The organism is Rufibacter soli (genome assembly GCF_054781795.1).
Genome location: NZ_BAAGTS010000002.1, coordinates 2,698,760 through 2,715,971 on the forward strand (window position 1 = coordinate 2,698,760; position 17,212 = coordinate 2,715,971).

Consider the following 17,212-nt stretch of genomic DNA (forward strand, 5'->3'; position numbering starts at 1 on the left):
TGTGCGGTTTTTCCTGTAAACGCTTACCTTCACGGGAGAAAGATGTAACGGCGCAGGAACCAATGGGATTCGCCCACGTATTATTTTTCACTTTCCTGTCTATTCCACTCAGCTTTTTACATGTCGCTTTCTTCTTCTGATTCCTCTCCAGCACCCGCCCTGCGCGAAAGCTGGCTGCTGTTTATTCTGGCGGCCATCCAGTTTACGCACATCATGGACTTTGTGATTATGATGCCCCTGGGACCGCAGCTCATGCGGGTGTTCCAGATAAGCCCCAAGGAGTTTGGCCTGCTGGTATCTGCCTATACGTTCAGTGCCGCCACGTCTGGCCTGCTGAGCGCTTTCTTTATTGACCGATTTGACCGCAAGAATGCCCTTTTGGCCCTTTACCTGGGTTTTACGCTGGGTACCTTTGCCTGCGCCCTGGCCCCTACCTTCAGTTTTCTGCTGGTGGCGCGTATTCTGGCCGGAGCCTTTGGCGGGGTGTTGGGAGCCTTGGTCCTGGCCATCATTGGCGATTCTATTCCTGAGGAACGGCGCGGCGCGGCCACGGGCAAGGTGATGGCGGCTTTTTCCATTGCCTCTATTGGCGGCATTCCGGTGGGGCTATACTTGGCCAGCCATGCCAGCTGGCACGCGCCGTTTTACTTGCTCACCGGGCTAAGCTTGTTGGTGCTGGTGCTTGCGTGGCGCATGCTGCCTTCAATGCGGCAACACCTGCTTCACCACGTGCCGCAACACCCTGGCAAGGTACTTTTAACCATTTTTAGCCAGGCCAATAGTCTGTGGGCCTTTGCCCTGATGGTAGTGCTGTCTTTTGCAGGCTTTACAGTAGTGCCTTTTCTGAGCCCCTACATGGTGGCCAACGTGGGGTTTGAGGAGGCCGAACTCAGCTATATCTACCTGTTTGGCGGGCTGGCCACGGTGGTAACCTCGCAGTGGGCAGGTAGGCTTTCTGACAAGTACGGCAAGAGCAAGGTATTTATGGTGGCGGCCCTGTTGTCTATTATCCCCATTCTTTTGGTGACCCACTTGCCTCAGGTGGCGCACTGGCAGGCTTTTGTGGTGACCACGCAATTCTTTATCTTCTTTGGGGCCAGGTTTGTGCCGGCCATGTCCTTGATCACCTCCAGCATTGAACCCCGCCTGCGCGGATCCTTCATGAGCGTGAACTCCTCGGTGCAGCAGCTGGCCTCTGGCCTGGCGGCTTTCCTGGCGGGGCTCATCATCACCACTACCCCGGGTTCCCCTGCCTTGCATGGTTTTGGCACCGTAGGCATTATTGCCACGGTTTTCACTTTGCTTTCTATGTGGGTGGTGACCAAACTTAAACGGGTCAGCTAATTTGTGTTTTAAGGCCGTTTCCTGAAAAACAGGGTCAAAACGGAAAGGCCCGGACTCCTCCTCAGAGTCCGGGCCTTTGTGTGCATATACACATCTGTGTTTTCTACTTTTTCATCGCCTCCATCCAGGGTATCAGGTCCTTGATCATGGGTTCCAGGCTACTGAAGTGGGTTCCCCCCGAAATGGAGACCAGTTTCAGGTCTGGGGCCCCGGCCGCCTTCATGGCTTCATAGGTAACCTTTGTGTTTTCATAGGGCACCATGGTATCGGCGGTGCCGTGGTAGAGCCGGGAGGGAGCTTTAGGGACCCAGTTCTTGAGGCTGTTCTGTTTCAGGGCCGCTTTGAGGGCTTGCTCGCCATTGCCGCGCAGGCCCGCCAGAAACGCGGGGTTGAAGAGTTGGGCAGGATCCTTGGCCAGGGCGCTGTTGATGGTACTGCTGGTACGGGTACCGTCAATCAGTTCCTGAATGCGGGTGGCGTAGGGTTCCTGGAAAAAGTCAGTGAGCGGGCGGTTCCAGTTGTAGGTGCGGTTGTAGGCCTGCAGGAGAAACGCCAGGTTGGCCGGGTAGTCATAAGTCTCGCCGGAAATCACCCGCGCCATCATGCCTTCCAGGTCATAGCCCCCGGCCCCTGCGCCCGAGGCAGTCACTGTGAGTACGTGGCCCGGGTTCTCTTCTATCTCTTTTTGGGCGGACAGGGTTACATACCCACCCTCAGAATAGCCCGCCAAAAACAATTGGCCCGAGGTCTTGATATTGTTTTTCTGGAAGAAGTCTTTGCCCGCCTTGATCATATCTACCACCACCGTGCCCGAGTGTTTGGCGTCATAATACGGGTGCAGAATCTGCTTAGACTCGCCGTAGCCCAGGAAATCTGGCACCAGGGTAAGATAGCCGGCAGCCCCGAAGGCCTCAAACCCGGTAAAGGAGCTCAACTGGAAATTGCTGGGCGCATATTTTTGGTCAAAGGTGGTGCCGTGGTGGGCACTAAGCATAGGCGCCGGCGAGGTCAGTTTCAGGGGTACCACCATCAAGCCAGAAGCCCGCACCTCTTTGCCGTTATAGTGCGTGAGGTAAATCATGCGGTACACTTCCACGTCATATTTGACCAGGGCAGCCAGGTCTGCCTGACCGTTGGAGATGGCTATTTCTTTGAGCCCGGCAGCCGGAAGCGTGGCGAGTTTTTCTGCGGAAACCAGGGTTTCCTTGGGGGCTTGCTGTACTTGCTGGTCTTCCAGTACCTGGTTGTCATTGCAGGAAGAGCACCAGGTGGTAAAGGCCAGCAGCAGGATATATAAAGTCGTTTTCAAGGCAGGTAAGAATGTAAAAGTCTATGTAGGTAAGAAGTTAAGGCCAGTGAAAGTTCCGGCCAGGGGCCTGGTTCAGGCTTATTTTTCCAAAAACAGGCCCAGAACGGAAACCGGTGCCCGGCAGGCCACCCTACATCTGGAAACCGCTTTCTGCGTATACCCTCCTGTAACCTTACAAGGAAAAACCATGCCTAAAAAATCTTTCCAGGAACTCATCAACAGCCCGGGCATGCCGGTGCTGGTAGACTTCTACGCCGACTGGTGCGGCCCCTGCAAAACCATGTCGCCTATTCTGCAGCAGGTGGCCCAGCAGTTTGAAGGTAAGTTAAAGGTGATCAAGATAGACGTAGACAAAAACCAGGCGGTGGCGCAGCAGTACCGGGTGCAGGGCATCCCCACGCTCCTGCTTTTCCACCAGGGCAAGCAGCTTTGGCGGCAATCTGGCGTGGTACCGGCCACTCAATTAAGCCAGGTGGTGCAGCAGCACCTCCCCTAACCTAAAGCTGTTTCGGGCCTGTTTTTGAAAAAACAGGCCCGAAACGCAAATCGGCCTCGCTTAAGCTAAAACCAGCAACGGTTGGAAGGGCAACAGAGGAATCCCCTTGGGGCCGCTACGTTCTAGGATTTTTTCTATTGCCTGCAGACCAGAAATTTGGCCTTGGTTCTTAGCCCCGCCTGTAATATTTCCGCCTTTTCCCCGACAAACAAGAGAGCCCTGAGGTTTTCTCCCCTGGGCGGAGCGGGATTCTTTCTTGCCGAAGTACCTAAACCCGATTACTTTCGTTTTATTAGCATTTCCAGATATTAAAGATACTATGCTCAAAAGATCCCTCGCGGCGTTGGCGTTTGCCACGCTCCTGCACTCCCCCCTCCTGGCGCAAGACACGGCTACCCCTTCCTATAAATTCTCCCTGGACCTGAACCAGGTAAAAGACGATAAGCTCAAGGTGTCTCTGGTGACCCCAGACATGAAGGAGGATGAGGTAATCTACCACATGCCCAAGATGGTGCCGGGTACCTACGCCGTGTATGATTTCGGGAAGTTTGTCTCTGACTTCAATGCCTTTGACAAGAAGGGCAAAAAGCTGAAGGTAGAGCGCCTGGACCAGAACAGCTGGAAAATCAACAAAGCCAAGAAACTGGCGCTCATTACCTATCTGGTAGATGACACCTGGGATACCCCCCGCAAAGATGACATCGTGTTTGAGCCCGCCGCCACCGACATTGAGGATGGCAAGGTGTTTTTGGTGAACACGCACGGCTTCTTCGGGTATTTTGCCAACCGCACCAAGGAGCCTTACCAGATCACCATCATCAAACCGCAGGACTTCTACGGAGCCACTCCTTTGCGTGCCACTAGCAGTACCCCCACCACAGACGTGTACCAACTGCACAACTACAATGACCTGGTAGATGCGCCCATGCTGTACAGCAAGCCAGACACGGCCATGCTAAAAGTGGGCAACGCTGATGTGCTGATTGCTACCTACGCAGCCGGGGGCGGCCAACGGTCAAAAGATCTGGCCAAGAACGTAAAGACCATTCTGGAGGCGCAGAAAAACTACCTGGGTGGCACCCTGCCCGTAGACAAATACGCCTTCCTGATCTATATTGATAACAAGCAGAACCGCACCGGGGCCTATGGTGCCCTGGAACACTCCTACTCCTCGGTGTACTATTTCCCGGAGATGCCGCCGGCCATGCTGGCAGACCAAGTCCGCAATATCTCGGCCCATGAGTTCTTTCACATCGTTACACCGCTCAACATCCACTCAGAGGAGATAGGAAACTTTGATTTCAGCCACCCCAAGATGTCTAAGCACCTCTGGATGTATGAAGGCGTAACCGAGTATTTTGCCCACCATGTGCAGATAAACCAGCACCTAATCGAGCTACCGGCCTTTCTGGAGGAGATGCGCTCTAAGATCATTGCCTCGCAACAGCAGTACAATGATGGCCTGGCCTTCACTGAGCTCAGCCTGGGCGCCTTGGACAAATATGAAAAAGAGTACGGCAACGTGTACCAGAAAGGCGCCCTCATTGGCTTGGCCCTGGACATAAAGCTGCGTGAACTTTCGGGGGGCAAATATGGCATCCGGAACCTGATGAAAGACCTGAGCCAGACCTACGGCAAAGACAAAAGCTTTAAGGACGAAGAACTGTTTGACAAGATCACAGCCCTCACCTACCCAGAGATCCGGGACTTTTTCCGGCAATACGTAGAAGGCACCCAGAAACTCCCGTATCCTGAGATCTTCCAAAAGGTGGGCATTCTTTACCAGCCGGCCGGTGTGCAGAAACGCATCTCTTTGGGCAGGCCTACCATTGGGTATGACCAGGCCTCGGGCCACCTGGTGATTGCCAGCGTAGAGAACCTAACCGCTTTTGGCAAGCAGATGGGCTACAAGGCCGGTGACCAGCTATGGCAAGTAAACGGCGAGGACCTCACCCTTCGCAACGCCCAGGATCTGATCAACAAACACGTGATAAACGGGAAAGAAGGCAGCATGCTCACCATAGTGGTAGGCCGAAAAGACGCCAACGGCACCGTGAAGCCCGTGGAATTGAAGGCCAGGCTGGTTCCCTCAGACGAAAACGTGTCGCACTTGCTTACGCCAGACCCTAACGCCACTGAAGCCCAGAAAGCTTTACGGCAGGCCTGGTTGTATTCTACCCTTTAAACATCTCTTCATTTAGCCCTTTCTGTTTTGGGCCTGTTTTTTGAAAAACAGGCCCAAAACAGAAAGGGCTTTTTAGATACCTTTACGCCATGAACTCAGAAATCCGGCAGAGACTACTTGCCCTCCTGGACACTGCCCACGCGGCCGTGGAAGCGTCTTACCCTACTACGCCCGTGTACCCGGGCACGCCCGACTACCTGGAGAAACGCCGCCTGCTGCTAACGGACCTTTCCCTACACATGGCGCAGGATGCCCTGACCGGTGACTTTCCTAAACCCGCCCAGGTACGCCAGCATTTATTTGCCATTACCAAGCTGTACGCAGCGCTTTTCCCAACTGAGGGGTTTGATGCCGCGGCCCAGGTCCTTTCGCCGGAAACCCCTGAAAACATATCAGCGGGTTAGGCGTTATGTTCTCAGTTATTGCCCTTTAAAGACACGCAGGTTCCGCTCGCTCCTCAACTCCAACTTATGTCTTTTGCCTTGCGCCTAGTGCTCAGTTTCGTCTTCCTTCTTTGCCTGGGCTCCACCCTTTCGGCCCAGGACAGAGTGACCCTGAGCGGCACTCTTAGGTCTGCGGCCACCGGTGAGACCCTGATTGGCGCGGTTGTGACCCTTGAGGGCACTTCTACCGGCGTGGAAACCAACGTAAACGGCAACTACGCCTTGCGGCTGTTACCGGGTACCCACCGTATTCAGTTCTCCTACCTGGGCTTTCAGCCCCAAACCAAGGAGTTGGAAATAACCAAAAACACCCGGTTAGATGTTGAGTTACTGGATGCCTCAACCGCTATCTCAGAGGTGGTAGTGGAATCTGAGCGCAACTCGTTTCAGGAGCGCCTATCCACCCCCCAGATGAGCATGGAAACCCTTTCCAGCCGGGAAGCCAAACTATTGCCCGCCCTTTTTGGCGAAGTAGACATCATCAAGACCCTGCAATTGAAACCGGGTATCCAGAGCGGCGGCGAGGGAAGCAGCGGCCTGTTTGTGCGGGGCGGCAGTTCTGACCAGAACCTGGTGCTGCTGGATGATGCCCTGGTCTACAACCCCAGCCACTTGTTTGGCTTTTTCAGTGTCTTCAACCCAGATGCGGTGCGGGGCGTGGAACTGTACAAAGGCGGTTTTCCGGCGCAATTTGGGGGCCGGCTTTCCAGCGTGCTGGACGTGAAGCTCCGCGAAGGGAACCGCAAGGAATATGACGTTTCTGGCGGTATTGGTTTGATTGCCTCCCGCCTGACGGTGGAAGGGCCCATCAAGAAAGACAAGTCCTCTTTCCTGGTCTCGGGGCGGCGCACGTACGTGGATGTCTTCACCCGCCTAATCAACAATGCCAAAGAAGATGACCCGGACTTCAGCCCCATCCCGGACTATTACTTCTATGACTTCAACGCCAAGGCTACTTTTGAACTAGGCCCCAATGACCGCCTCTTCCTGAGCGGCTACTACGGCCGTGACTTTTTCACCTTTGATGACGAGAACTTCAACTTCAATTTCAATTGGGGCAACCGGGTGGGTTCGGCGCGGTGGGCGCACCAGTTTTCGCCCAGGTTCTTCGTGAATACCACTTTCTCGGCGTCAGATTATGAATACCAGATCAAAAACGAACTGGATATTTTCCGGTTCAGCCTTACTTCCAACATCTCAGACCTTAGCCTAAAGTCAGACTTTGAGTACATTTCCTCAGAAAAGCATCACCTGCGGTTTGGCGCGGCCTTCACCCACCATTCTTTTACGGTAGGCCGCTTGGAGGCCAATAGCCAGGACGGCTCGGTAAACGTGAACGCGGGGAATGCATACCGGGGCCAGGAATATGGCGTGTATGTCTCAGATGACTGGACCTTTACCCCCTCGCTTACCGCCAGCTATGGACTACGGCTTTCTGGGTTTGTGAATGACGGCAAGAATTTCCTAGGGCTGGAACCAAGGGCCGCCGTCAGTTACCGGCTCAATGAGACCCTCACCCTAAAAGGAAGTTACACCCGTATGTTCCAATACGTGCACCTGGTCTCCAACTCGGGCGCTTCGTTGCCTACGGATATCTGGTACCCCTCCAGCCCCGGCGTAAAACCGCAACGATCAGACCAGGTGGCGCTGGGCCTTACCAAACTACACAAAGAGAAGTATCTTTTCAGCACGGAAGCCTACTACAAGAAAATGAACCGCCAACTGGACCTCCGCGACGGGGCCCAAATCTTTGGGAACAATGAACTGGAGCAGGAGTTTGTGTTTGGGACCGGCGAGAGTTACGGGCAGGAATTCTACATGGAGAAAAAGGAGGGCAAGACCACCGGTTGGGTGGGCTACACCCTTTCCTGGACCAACCGTACCTTCCCAGACATTAACGAAGGCAGAACGTTCCCCACCCGGTTTGACCGCCGCCATGACCTGTCTATAGTGGCTATTCATGAGTGGAGCAAACGCATCAGTGCCACGGCTACTTTTGTGTACGGTACCGGTAACGCGTACTCGTTGCCTGTGCAGCGTTTCGTCTTCCAGGATGTGCCTGGCGAGGATTACACCATCATTCCTGTCTACCCAGACCGCAACTCCTTCAGGCTGGCCGCTTACCACCGCATGGACCTGGGCCTGGTCTACAAACTACGGCCAAGAAGGGGCAGCTCAGACCTCACCTTTAGCGTGTATAACGTGTACAACCGCCGTAACCCCTATTTCGTCTATTTTGAAACCCTCAAAGACGAAAAGTCTGAGCAGATCACGGGGTTTGTGGCCAAGCAGGTTTCGTTGTTTCCCGTTATTCCATCGGTTACCTATAATTTCAAGTTCTAATGGGTGTACACCATTTTTCAAGGTCCTTACTTCTGATTCTGCTACTGGCGGGGTTGGTCTCTTCCTGTGACATGGAGCAGGAGATTGAGGTGAAGTTGCCGGTGTTGCCTGCCCAAATGGTGGTGGAATGTTACCTGGAAAACGGCCAACCCATGCGCCTGGTGCTGTCTGAATCTGCGGGTTACTTTGACCAACCGCAGGCGGCGCTGGTAAAGGGCGCCACCGTCTCCATTACCAAAAACAAAGAGGCTCCTATCTTTTTAAAGGACACCTTGTGGGTAGATGAACCCAATGAAAAAGTCTACACCCATTATAACAGAAGAATTGTGACTGCCGCCCCCGGCGATGTCTTTACCCTCCAGGTCACAGACGTGAAGGGGCGTCGCCTCACGGGCACTACCACCGTGCTCCCGCCCGTGCCCTTTGACAGCATCGGCTGGAAATTCAATGACAAGCCAGACAAGAGCAAAGAAGCCTACTTGTTGGTGCGCTGGAAGGATGAGGGGGCCACCCAGGACTTTTACCGCCTGCTGGCCCACAAGAAGGACAGTACCGGCCTAGACAGCCAGTTAGACGCTGAACTGAATGACCGCCTACGGAACGGCATGAAAATCACCTTTACCACCACCTACCGCTTTAAACCCAATGACACCCTCACGGTCAAGCTGTTCCATATAGAAGAGCCGTATTATAATTTCATCAGTAGTGTGGAAGATGCCCGTAACGCCAACGGCAATCCCTTTGCCCAACCGGTTACCATTAAATCTACGGTAGCGGGCGGCTTTGGCGTATTCACATTCTTAAATTACCAGTCCAGGCAAATCATCCTCAAATAAGCTTTGGCCTGTTCTTTCCTTAAGGTAGATAGGATAGCGCTGGGCCAAAAAAAAGCCGGGTCACCCTTTAGAGGTGACCCGGCTTTTTTGCTGAACCTTCCCAAACTCAGAAGAAAGTTTTCTGTTTTTAGTTTTGCCGCTTGATCAGTTCTGTGATCAATAGCGTCATTTTAGGTTCTGCCTTGGCGGCAGCCTCCAGAATGTCTTTTAGTACCACCCGCTGGATCTTTTCAGGCGAGCAAAGGTCGGTGATGATGGAGACGGCAAAGCAAGGCAGGCCCATGTGCACGGCGGCAATTACCTCTGGAATGGTGCTCATGCCCACGGCATCGGCACCGATGCTGTTGATGTACTTGTACTCGGCTCTGGTTTCAAGGGTGGGGCCGGTAACGCTGGCATACACGCCGGTCTTGGCATTGAGGCCATGTTCCGCAGAGATTTCCAGGGCCTGAGCCACCAGGTTCAAGTCATAGGGCTCGCTCATGTCTGGGAAGCGTGGCCCCAGATCATCCAGGTTTTTACCAATAAGCGGGTTAGGCAACAGGTTGATATGGTCTGTGATCACCATCAGGTCAGACAGTTCAAAGTCTTCCTTGAACCCGCCTGCGGCGTTGGAGATGAAGAGTTTCTGAATGCCCAGCAACTTCATGACCCGCACCGGGAACACGACCTGTTGCATAGTGTAGCCTTCATAATAGTGGAAACGGCCCTGCATGACCACCACCCGGCGGCCACCCAGTTCCCCAAAGATCAATTTACCCGAATGGCTCTCTACCGTAGACACCGGAAAATGCGGAATGTCTGCGTAGTCCAGGCTGTAGGTAATGTCAATGTCTTTGACCAGGGCGCCCAGCCCGGTTCCCAGGATAATCCCGAACTCAGGCAGGAACAGATTGGTTTGCTGCCGGATAAAGTCTGCGGCTTCTTGTAGGGTATTACTCATGTTCATTTATAAAAAATACATTTCCGTTTTGAGGCTACTTTTCTAAAAATAGGCGCAAAACAACTTGGTTGAGGGACGGCGCAAGGTCGCAAAAAAAACGCCAAAAAAAAGAGAGATATGTCATTTTGGGTCACAAAAAAGGCCACCCAAGGGCAGCCTTTTTTGTGACCCAAAATGGGCAGGCAGCTCTTATTGGATGTCCAGTTCAAACGGCATGCGGGCCTGTATGCCCTGCAATTGCATTACCCGCTGGTACTGTTGGTAATACGGCAGCAAGGTGCCCAGCTCTTTCTGCATGGAGTAGGCCCGCACTTGTGATTCTGTGTCTGAGAACAGGTTTTCCATAAAAGATTTCTGGGCCGGAAGGGTACGCAACCGGTATTCGCCCTCTTTCAGTTTGGCTTTGCGGGCGGCAATGGCAATGGCTTGCTCCATGCCTCCCAGCACGTCTACCAGCCCGTTCTGCTTGGCCTCAAGACCAGACCAAACGCGGCCCGAAGCCAACTTCTTCAATTGCGCCAACGGCATTTTTCTGGATTGGGCGGCCTTGGTGGTGAAGTCTTCATAAATACGGTCAACCTCCCGCTGGATGGTCATTTTCTCATAAGGGGTCATGGCCCTGGTAATGGTAGGCACATCTGAGAATTTACCGGTGTTCACGCGGTCTGTGGTAATGCCCAGTTTATTCTTGAGGAAGTTCTCTGAGTTAACCAGAATGCCAAACACGCCAATGCTACCGGTAATGGTGGTAGGGTGCGCCACAATGGTGTCACAGGCCATGGCAATGTAATATCCGCCAGAGGCAGCCACATCAGACATAGAGGCAATGATGGGTTTTACTTTTTTGGTGAGCATGACCTCGCGCCAGATCACGTCTGAGGCCAGCGAGCTTCCGCCTGGAGAGTTTATGCGCAACACCACCGCTTTCACGTTTTTATCTAACCGCGCTTTTCTAATGGCTTCAGACATGCCCTTTCCGCCAATGGTGTTGTCATCTCCCTTGCCGCCCACAATATCACCGGAGGCGTAGATCACAGCAATGCGGTTACGGGAAGATCCGCTTTTCTTTTCCGGGTCGGCTACTTTCTTGTAGGTGCCCAGGTTTACCATTTCCAATTCCTTGTCTTTCTCCACCCCGGTCTTGGCCTTCATGAAATCAGTGGCTTGGTCATAATACCCCAGGTGGGAAACCATGCCCAGGGCAAGGGCATCTTTGGCGTTGTGCACCAGCATGGAGTCTGAGATGTTTTTCACCACTGCAAAGTCTTTCTTGCGGGCGGTGGCAATGTTCTTCAGCATGAAATCATTCAGCGAGTTCAGGAATGAGGTAGTCTGCGCCCGGCTGGGGTCACTCATCTTGTCTAGCAGGAACGGCTCCACGGCGCTTTTGTACTCGCCTACTTTGAACACATACGGTTGCAGTTCCAGCTTCTCCAGGGTGCCTTTAAAGAACATCACCTCAGAGCTCAGGCCATTCAGTTCAATGGTGCCTTGCGGGTTGAGGTAGAAACGGTCTGCCACCGAGGCCAGGTAATAGGCTTTCTCACTGGAGAACTCACTGTAAGCCACCACAAACTTTTTGGATTTCTTGAAATCAAGCAGGACGTTTCTGATTTCCTCTACAGAGGCCATGCCGGCCTGTAGCATATCCAGGTTCAGGAAAATGCCCTTGATGTTGTCATCTCCTTTGGCTTTTTTGATGGAGGCTTTAATCTCATCCAGGCCAATGCCCTGTTCCCCAAACACATCGCTTAAGCCAAGCTCAGCAAACGGGCTGCGGGGCGCGCGCTCCACCACCGGTTGGCTTAATTTGATCTCCAGCACAGAGCCTTCCTCAATAGAGACTTCATCCTCTACTGAGGCAGCGGCTATCCCAATCAGGAGGAGCACGCCCACCCCCATAAATAGAAACAATCCTACTATGGTGGCCAATACAAACTTTAAGAATTGTCGCATATCAAATATAAAATCACCCCAGAACCCGCAGGGCTCCAGCTTTTGGTAGTAAGGTATTGGTCGTAATTTAGGAAGAAGACTTACACTTTCAGATAAATTATGTTAAAAAGATAGACGCTCCCACACACTTGCCTACTGCAGATAAAGAACCTCCACGAAATCGTTTCCATTGGCCGGTTCCCGTTTTAAGCCTGTTTTTGCAAAAACGGCCCTAAAACGGAAAAGCTTAGAAGCAGGCGGCTTGGACTAATTAAAGGAGAAACCAACGCTCACTATTGCTGGTACTCAAGATTACCTTGCCCCACGCGCTTTCCCGTATACATCAAAACATGAAAAAATGGATCTTTCTGTTGGTGTTCTCCTTTGCCTCCCTGCTCACCCAGGCCCAGGGAAAGCATAACCTCAACGTGAAATACTTCGGGCTTACGCTGCACCCCAAGGGCGACAACAACGCGGAACTTATGCCCCTTAACCCCGACGGCAAGGGCTACCTGGTGCTGAACGTGGGGGGAAGCGTGGGGTACGAGCATTTTCTGGTGCCGGGCAAAATCTCCCTGAAAGCCATTCAAGCCCTCTACGCCGACTGCGCCCTGCGCTTTGCTGGCTTTACCCACCTGGGCGTGCGGGCCGTCATCTTTGACATTGGCCGGCATTCCCTTAACGGGGGCCTGGGTCCCACCCTTGTGTTCCGGCGCAATTGGTCAGAACTAGAGGGTTATACCCTCTCCTCTTCTTTTTTTGGGGGAAACCCGCAAGATAAGTGGCAATACAAAATGGTCTGGTACGCCGGCGAACTGGAATACAACTACCGCCTCACTCCCCGCACCGACCTTTCCACCTCCTTCGTGCCCGGCTACCCCAATATTATGAGCCTCTCCTTTGGCGTGCGGTATTGGTTGAAAGATTGAGAGATTGAATGATTGAGAGAATGAATAAATATTTTCATTCTCTCAATCACTCAATCTCTCAATATTTAGTACCCGTACCAGTCACCCCATTGGTTGCGTAAATTCTTGCGCATTTCGTTTTCGCGGGCGTTGTTGCCGGGATTGAAGAAGACGGTCCCTTTGAGCTCGTCGGGCAGGAAGTTCTGGGCCACGAAATTGCCTTCATAGTCATGGGAGTATTTGTACTCGTTGCCGTAGCCAATCTCCTTCATGAGCTTGGTAGGCGCGTTACGTAGGTTCAAGGGCACCGGTGGACTTCCCTGTTCCCGCACCATGGCGCGGGCCTTCCTGATGGCTTTATAAGCGGCGTTGCTCTTGGGAGAGGTGGCCAGGTAAATGGCGCATTGGGCCAGGATGATGTCACACTCGGGGTACCCGATCACGTTCACCGCCTGGAAGCACTCATTGGCCATGATGATAGCCGTGGGATTAGCATTTCCGATGTCTTCAGAGGCCATGATGAGCATGCGGCGGGCAATGAACTTGGGGTCTTCGCCGCCTTCTATCATGCGGGCCAGCCAATAGATGGTGGCATTGGGGTCTGAGCCGCGCATGGACTTGATGAACGCCGAAATAATATCATAGTGCGCCTCGCCGCCTTTGTCATACAGGGCCAGGTTCTGCTGGGCAATCTGCTTCACCATTTCATTGGTGATGACCAACTTCTCTTGTGGGTTGCTGGTACTGCCGTCAATGACAATTTCCAAGAGATTGAGCAATTTGCGGGCATCGCCGCCCGAGATGGTGAGCAAGGCCTCATACTCCTGCACCTCAATCTCGCGCTTCTTCAGGATTTCGTCTTCGGTGAGGGCTTTTTGCACCAGGTCTACCAGTTCCTTCTTCTCCAGTGACTTGAGAATGTACACCTGGCAGCGCGACAGCAAGGCGGGAATCACCTCAAACGAGGGGTTCTCTGTGGTAGCGCCAATCAAGGTGACGGTGCCTTTCTCTACGGCCCCTAAAAGCGCGTCTTGCTGAGACTTGCTAAACCGATGGATTTCATCTATGAACAGAACCGTGCCCTGACGTTTGCGGGCCTGGTCTATTACGTCACGTATGTCCTTCACGCCGGCGTTTATGGCGCTCATGGCCACAAACGGGACTTTGAGCTGTCCGGCAATAATACCGGCCAGTGTGGTTTTACCTACGCCGGGAGGTCCCCAGAAAATCATGGAAGGCACCATGCCGGCCTCAATGTAGCGCCGCAGCACTCCTTTGGGCCCTACCAGGTGTTGCTGCCCGGCGTATTGGTCCAGGGTGTGGGGGCGCATGCGCTCCGGCAAAGGGGCTTTGGTAGTTTGGAACATGAAGGTAAAGGCTCTGAAAAGGGAACAACCTACTAACGGTGAAACCCGCCGCGAAGATACTGGGAATTGCCTTCCGTTTCAGGCCTGTTTTTCAGAAAACAGGCTTAAAGCAGCTTGGCTATATCTACCGCCACCGCGTACGTGAAGAGGATAAATAATATGAGAAAAAACAGGTACCCCACCAGATAAAAAGCCTTTTGCTTTTGGTAAGGCTCTTTGGCCAGAAAACTCTTCACTAGAAAAATAAGACCAACAGGAGTAAGCACCACCGCCAGCAAGGCAGGCACACTAATGGTGACATCTCTTATGGTTCCTTCCAGTTGAAGGGCGGGCAAAGCCAGCACCATGAGAATGGTAAAGGCCGTCAGGTAAAGGATAACCCTAAAGATTAACTTCGCTTTTCTCAAGTTCTTGGCACTGGCTATCTCTGTAGGTATTTTCATTCAACTTGGCAAAAGGGTTTTAAAAATAAGGGCTGGTTTGCGAGGTCAATATTGTGGATTTTCTGTGCAGGGAAAGTCTGTAACCTCCCCGCTTATCCAATTCACCCACAAGGTCCTTTCAGGATGACCAAAAATTAGAAGGCAAACCATTATCCCTTTAAGGATTACCTGTTTTGGGCCTCTTTTCAGGAAAACAGGCCCAAAACGCTACGGCCTTGGGTTGGGTGAAGTGGGCTCTTTAAGGAGCTTGCCGTTAAATAAATGGACCTGCTCCAGCACATAGGTTTGGTCATCATGCTGCACGGTCTTCGGTACCAACCTATACTCAATATGTTTTTCACCTAGCACTTTTTGGGCGGCAGTAGAGGCCTTATTCAAATCCAGATCTATTTTTTTGAACCTCCGTACCTCTGCCTGCATGTCTTTCACCAGAACGGTCCGCCACCGAGGTGTTCTAGTTACGCCGGTTTCATAGTATTGGGCCACCAGTTTCTCAGAAGGGTTTTGGACAGATTGGTAAATGATCCGGTCTTCTTTGACGTCTCCTAGAAACTTAAGGCTCAGGAAAAAGGCAATACCCACCGGCAAAAGCAGCACGTCTGAGTATATCAGCAAGGGGGTAGACTTTTTCAGCTTGACCATTAGCAGATAGTAAACGCCTTCCACGTACAGAAACAGCAAGGCTAAAAGCAGCAGCAATAGCAACAGGTGCCCTTCTAGCAGAAACTGCGCCCTGGTAGACCTGGGCTCATACCAGGCACCGGCCCCCATCTGAATCAGAATTAGTCCAATTGCTACCGCCCCCACCAAGAGGACTTTCGGCTTTGCTGTTTTCAATCTCTTTTGGTTAATCTTCTTTGGTCTTGTGAATGTGTCTTATTCACCGCTACGGGTTTGGCTGTTGCCTAGCTTTCAGGGCCTCGGCCTTCGCTTTGGCTACGGCTTCCTGTTGGTCAGCCCACAGGCGTTTCTTCTCCTCAGCCTGTTCTGGGGTAAGGTCAGTGAAATGGTAAATCATGTTTTTGATGTCTACCTCCGGAAAGTCATAGACCTTGGTCATGGTGAGGCAGTCTGTGGGGCAAACGGTGGTGCAGAGACCACAATAGCAGCACTTGGCCAGGTCAATATCAAATACCGGCGCGAAGAGCCGTTTCTTGGTCCCGTCTGAGGTTTCGCCTATGTCTTCAGTGGCTTTTACAGATTTAATGGTGATACAGTCAACGGGGCAGATTTTGGCGCAGAGGTCGCAGACAATGCAGTCCTCTATCTCATTGTGCAGGCGGTAGCGGCCGTTCTCCGGCACGGGCAGGGCCTCATACGGGTATTTCAAAGTCACCAAGCCGGTCTGCTGCGCGAAGTAGTTGGGGTCGGCAATGTCCAGGGGCGCGCGCCGATGCCGGGCCTGGAGCATGTGCTTAAACGTAAGCGCCATGCCCTGCCAGAGCGATTGCGCGTCTCGCCAGAAGCCGCGTCTTTGTAAGCTGCCTGTTGTTTCTTTGCCCATTTGCTTAGATCATGAATAAACGCCACACCGCCGCCAGCAGCACCAAGACCAATGCCGCCGGGGTTAGCAGTTTCCAGCACAGGTGCATGAGTTGGTCTACGCGTAGCCTTGGATATGTCCAGCGTAGCCACACCTGCACGGTCATTAAGAGCAATGCCTTGCTCACCAGCCAGAAAAACGCCCAGAGGTGACCGCTCCAACTGCCCAGAATCCCCGTGGTCCAATCGGCTAGCCGCACCGAACCTATATTGGGGAAGGGCGTATTCCAGCTGCCTAAAAACAAAATCACCGCCACCAGACTCACCAGCAGCATCATGGCGTACTCAGCCAGGAACAGCGCGGCAAACCTAAAGCCACTGTATTCTACGTGAAAACCCGCCACCAGCTCAGACTCAGCCTCAGGGATATCAAAGGGCGCTCGGTTACACTCGGCCAGCGACGCAATAAAGTAAATGATAAAACCGATACTGAGCAGCGGCATGCGCACAATGTTCCAGGTCAGAAACCCGCCCACCTGCGTTACGTCTACGCCCCAGGCCTTCAGCCCGAACAGGTAATTGCTTTCCTGCCCGTACCCGGGAAATTGCCGCAGGTGCAGCCCCTGCTGGAAACTGATTTCCTGCAAGTCCAGGCTCTGGCTAATGATCACCACACTCAAAATGGCCAACCCCGCCGGAATCTCATACGACACAATCTGCGCCACTGACCGCATAGCGCCAAGCAACGCGTATTTGTTATTGGAACCCCAACCCGCCATCAAGAGCCCCACCACATCCAGAGACACAATGGCCAGCAGGAAAAACAGCCCTAAAGCGGTACCTGAGGGAATTACAGTTGGGGTGAGCGGCACCACAGCAAAACCTGCCAGCACGGCGGCAAATATGACCAACGGGGCCAGTTTGAACAGCCACTTATCGGCGGCAGCCGGCACTATGTCTTCTTTCTGAAGGAGCTTAAGGAGATCGGCGGCAAACTGGAGCGTGCCGTAGGGGCCGGCCTCGGTGGGGCCCAGCCGGTCCTGGATAAAGGCAGACAGCTTCCGTTCGGCGTAGAAGATGACCACTACCGCACCCAGAATCAAGAGAAGGACAAACGGCAAGGCCAGCATGCGCTCAAAGGATTGTTCTGACCAAAGGTACTTATTTATTTAGTTGAT

At 53.0% G+C, this 17,212-nt stretch carries 15 protein-coding genes; 7 read left to right on the top strand and 8 right to left on the bottom strand.

Annotated elements, in window-relative coordinates:
• Window positions 1–120: 120 nt before the first annotated feature.
• Window positions 121–1,344, top strand: coding sequence for an MFS transporter (locus ACYVJQ_RS13155; RefSeq protein ID WP_460893542.1), 1,224 nt, complete (start codon window positions 121–123; stop codon window positions 1,342–1,344).
• Window positions 1,345–1,447: 103 nt separating this feature from the next.
• On the opposite strand, the gene ACYVJQ_RS13160 is transcribed toward ACYVJQ_RS13155, so the two are convergent.
• On the bottom strand, window positions 1,448–2,653 hold the full coding sequence (locus ACYVJQ_RS13160) for an alpha/beta hydrolase family protein (protein ID WP_460893543.1): 1,206 nt from the start codon (window positions 2,651–2,653) through the stop codon (window positions 1,448–1,450).
• A gap of 187 nt (window positions 2,654–2,840) precedes the next feature.
• Between ACYVJQ_RS13160 and trxA the strand changes: the two genes are divergently transcribed.
• From trxA to ACYVJQ_RS13185, 5 genes are all read left to right on the top strand, one after another.
• Entirely contained in the window at window positions 2,841–3,149 is a 309-nt protein-coding gene (trxA, locus tag ACYVJQ_RS13165; RefSeq protein WP_460893544.1) for a thioredoxin, read from the top strand.
• A gap of 319 nt (window positions 3,150–3,468) precedes the next feature.
• On the top strand, window positions 3,469–5,334 hold the full coding sequence (locus ACYVJQ_RS13170; protein ID WP_460893545.1) for a M61 family metallopeptidase: 1,866 nt from the start codon (window positions 3,469–3,471) through the stop codon (window positions 5,332–5,334).
• An 89-nt stretch (window positions 5,335–5,423) separates the two neighbouring features.
• Entirely contained in the window at window positions 5,424–5,738 is a 315-nt protein-coding gene (locus ACYVJQ_RS13175; protein WP_460893546.1) for a hypothetical protein, read from the top strand.
• A 66-nt stretch (window positions 5,739–5,804) separates the two neighbouring features.
• Window positions 5,805–8,120, top strand: coding sequence for a TonB-dependent receptor (locus ACYVJQ_RS13180; RefSeq protein ID WP_460893547.1), 2,316 nt, complete (start codon window positions 5,805–5,807; stop codon window positions 8,118–8,120).
• Window positions 8,120–8,956, top strand: coding sequence for a DUF4249 domain-containing protein (locus ACYVJQ_RS13185; RefSeq protein ID WP_460893548.1), 837 nt, complete (start codon window positions 8,120–8,122; stop codon window positions 8,954–8,956). Before ACYVJQ_RS13180 ends, ACYVJQ_RS13185 begins: the two co-directional genes overlap by 1 nt.
• 127 nt (window positions 8,957–9,083) lie before the next feature.
• On the opposite strand, the gene ACYVJQ_RS13190 is transcribed toward ACYVJQ_RS13185, so the two are convergent.
• Entirely contained in the window at window positions 9,084–9,899 is an 816-nt protein-coding gene (locus tag ACYVJQ_RS13190; RefSeq protein ID WP_460893549.1) for a purine-nucleoside phosphorylase, read from the bottom strand.
• A 189-nt stretch (window positions 9,900–10,088) separates the two neighbouring features.
• Window positions 10,089–11,855 (bottom strand): signal peptide peptidase SppA, encoded by a 1,767-nt coding sequence (gene sppA / locus ACYVJQ_RS13195; protein ID WP_460893550.1) that lies wholly within the window; start codon window positions 11,853–11,855, stop codon window positions 10,089–10,091.
• Window positions 11,856–12,184: 329 nt separating this feature from the next.
• Between sppA and ACYVJQ_RS13200 the strand changes: the two genes are divergently transcribed.
• The gene (locus tag ACYVJQ_RS13200) at window positions 12,185–12,763 is read left to right on the top strand and encodes a hypothetical protein (RefSeq protein WP_460893551.1); all 579 of its coding nucleotides are present in this window, start codon (window positions 12,185–12,187) and stop codon (window positions 12,761–12,763) included.
• Window positions 12,764–12,828: 65 nt separating this feature from the next.
• On the opposite strand, the gene ACYVJQ_RS13205 is transcribed toward ACYVJQ_RS13200, so the two are convergent.
• The 5 genes from ACYVJQ_RS13205 to ACYVJQ_RS13225 form a co-directional block, all read right to left on the bottom strand.
• Window positions 12,829–14,109, bottom strand: coding sequence for a replication-associated recombination protein A (locus tag ACYVJQ_RS13205; RefSeq protein ID WP_460893552.1), 1,281 nt, complete (start codon window positions 14,107–14,109; stop codon window positions 12,829–12,831).
• A gap of 104 nt (window positions 14,110–14,213) precedes the next feature.
• Window positions 14,214–14,552, bottom strand: a complete 339-nt coding sequence (locus ACYVJQ_RS13210) for a hypothetical protein (protein WP_460893553.1) — start codon at window positions 14,550–14,552, stop codon at window positions 14,214–14,216.
• A gap of 207 nt (window positions 14,553–14,759) precedes the next feature.
• Window positions 14,760–15,389, bottom strand: coding sequence for a hypothetical protein (locus ACYVJQ_RS13215; RefSeq protein ID WP_460893554.1), 630 nt, complete (start codon window positions 15,387–15,389; stop codon window positions 14,760–14,762).
• A 49-nt stretch (window positions 15,390–15,438) separates the two neighbouring features.
• Window positions 15,439–16,056 carry a NuoI/complex I 23 kDa subunit family protein gene (locus ACYVJQ_RS13220; protein ID WP_460893555.1) on the bottom strand — a complete coding sequence of 206 codons (618 nt, stop codon included), beginning with the start codon at window positions 16,054–16,056 and terminating at the stop codon, window positions 15,439–15,441.
• 4 nt (window positions 16,057–16,060) lie between these two features.
• The gene (locus tag ACYVJQ_RS13225; protein ID WP_460893556.1) at window positions 16,061–17,164 is read right to left on the bottom strand and encodes a complex I subunit 1/NuoH family protein; all 1,104 of its coding nucleotides are present in this window, start codon (window positions 17,162–17,164) and stop codon (window positions 16,061–16,063) included.
• Window positions 17,165–17,212 lie beyond the last annotated feature (48 nt).

Coding starts and splice junctions, on each gene's coding strand:
- ACYVJQ_RS13155 (WP_460893542.1), top strand. CDS start 121: ATGTCGCTTTCTTCTTCTGATTCCTCTCCAGCACCCGCCCTGCGCGAA.
- trxA (WP_460893544.1), top strand. CDS start 2,841: ATGCCTAAAAAATCTTTCCAGGAACTCATCAACAGCCCGGGCATGCCG.
- ACYVJQ_RS13170 (WP_460893545.1), top strand. CDS start 3,469: ATGCTCAAAAGATCCCTCGCGGCGTTGGCGTTTGCCACGCTCCTGCAC.
- ACYVJQ_RS13175 (WP_460893546.1), top strand. CDS start 5,424: ATGAACTCAGAAATCCGGCAGAGACTACTTGCCCTCCTGGACACTGCC.
- ACYVJQ_RS13180 (WP_460893547.1), top strand. CDS start 5,805: ATGTCTTTTGCCTTGCGCCTAGTGCTCAGTTTCGTCTTCCTTCTTTGC.
- ACYVJQ_RS13185 (WP_460893548.1), top strand. CDS start 8,120: ATGGGTGTACACCATTTTTCAAGGTCCTTACTTCTGATTCTGCTACTG.
- ACYVJQ_RS13190 (WP_460893549.1), bottom strand. CDS start 9,899: ATGAGTAATACCCTACAAGAAGCCGCAGACTTTATCCGGCAGCAAACC.
- sppA (WP_460893550.1), bottom strand. CDS start 11,855: ATGCGACAATTCTTAAAGTTTGTATTGGCCACCATAGTAGGATTGTTT.
- ACYVJQ_RS13200 (WP_460893551.1), top strand. CDS start 12,185: ATGAAAAAATGGATCTTTCTGTTGGTGTTCTCCTTTGCCTCCCTGCTC.
- ACYVJQ_RS13205 (WP_460893552.1), bottom strand. CDS start 14,109: ATGTTCCAAACTACCAAAGCCCCTTTGCCGGAGCGCATGCGCCCCCAC.
- ACYVJQ_RS13210 (WP_460893553.1), bottom strand. CDS start 14,552: ATGAAAATACCTACAGAGATAGCCAGTGCCAAGAACTTGAGAAAAGCG.
- ACYVJQ_RS13220 (WP_460893555.1), bottom strand. CDS start 16,056: ATGGGCAAAGAAACAACAGGCAGCTTACAAAGACGCGGCTTCTGGCGA.
- ACYVJQ_RS13225 (WP_460893556.1), bottom strand. CDS start 17,164: ATGCTGGCCTTGCCGTTTGTCCTTCTCTTGATTCTGGGTGCGGTAGTG.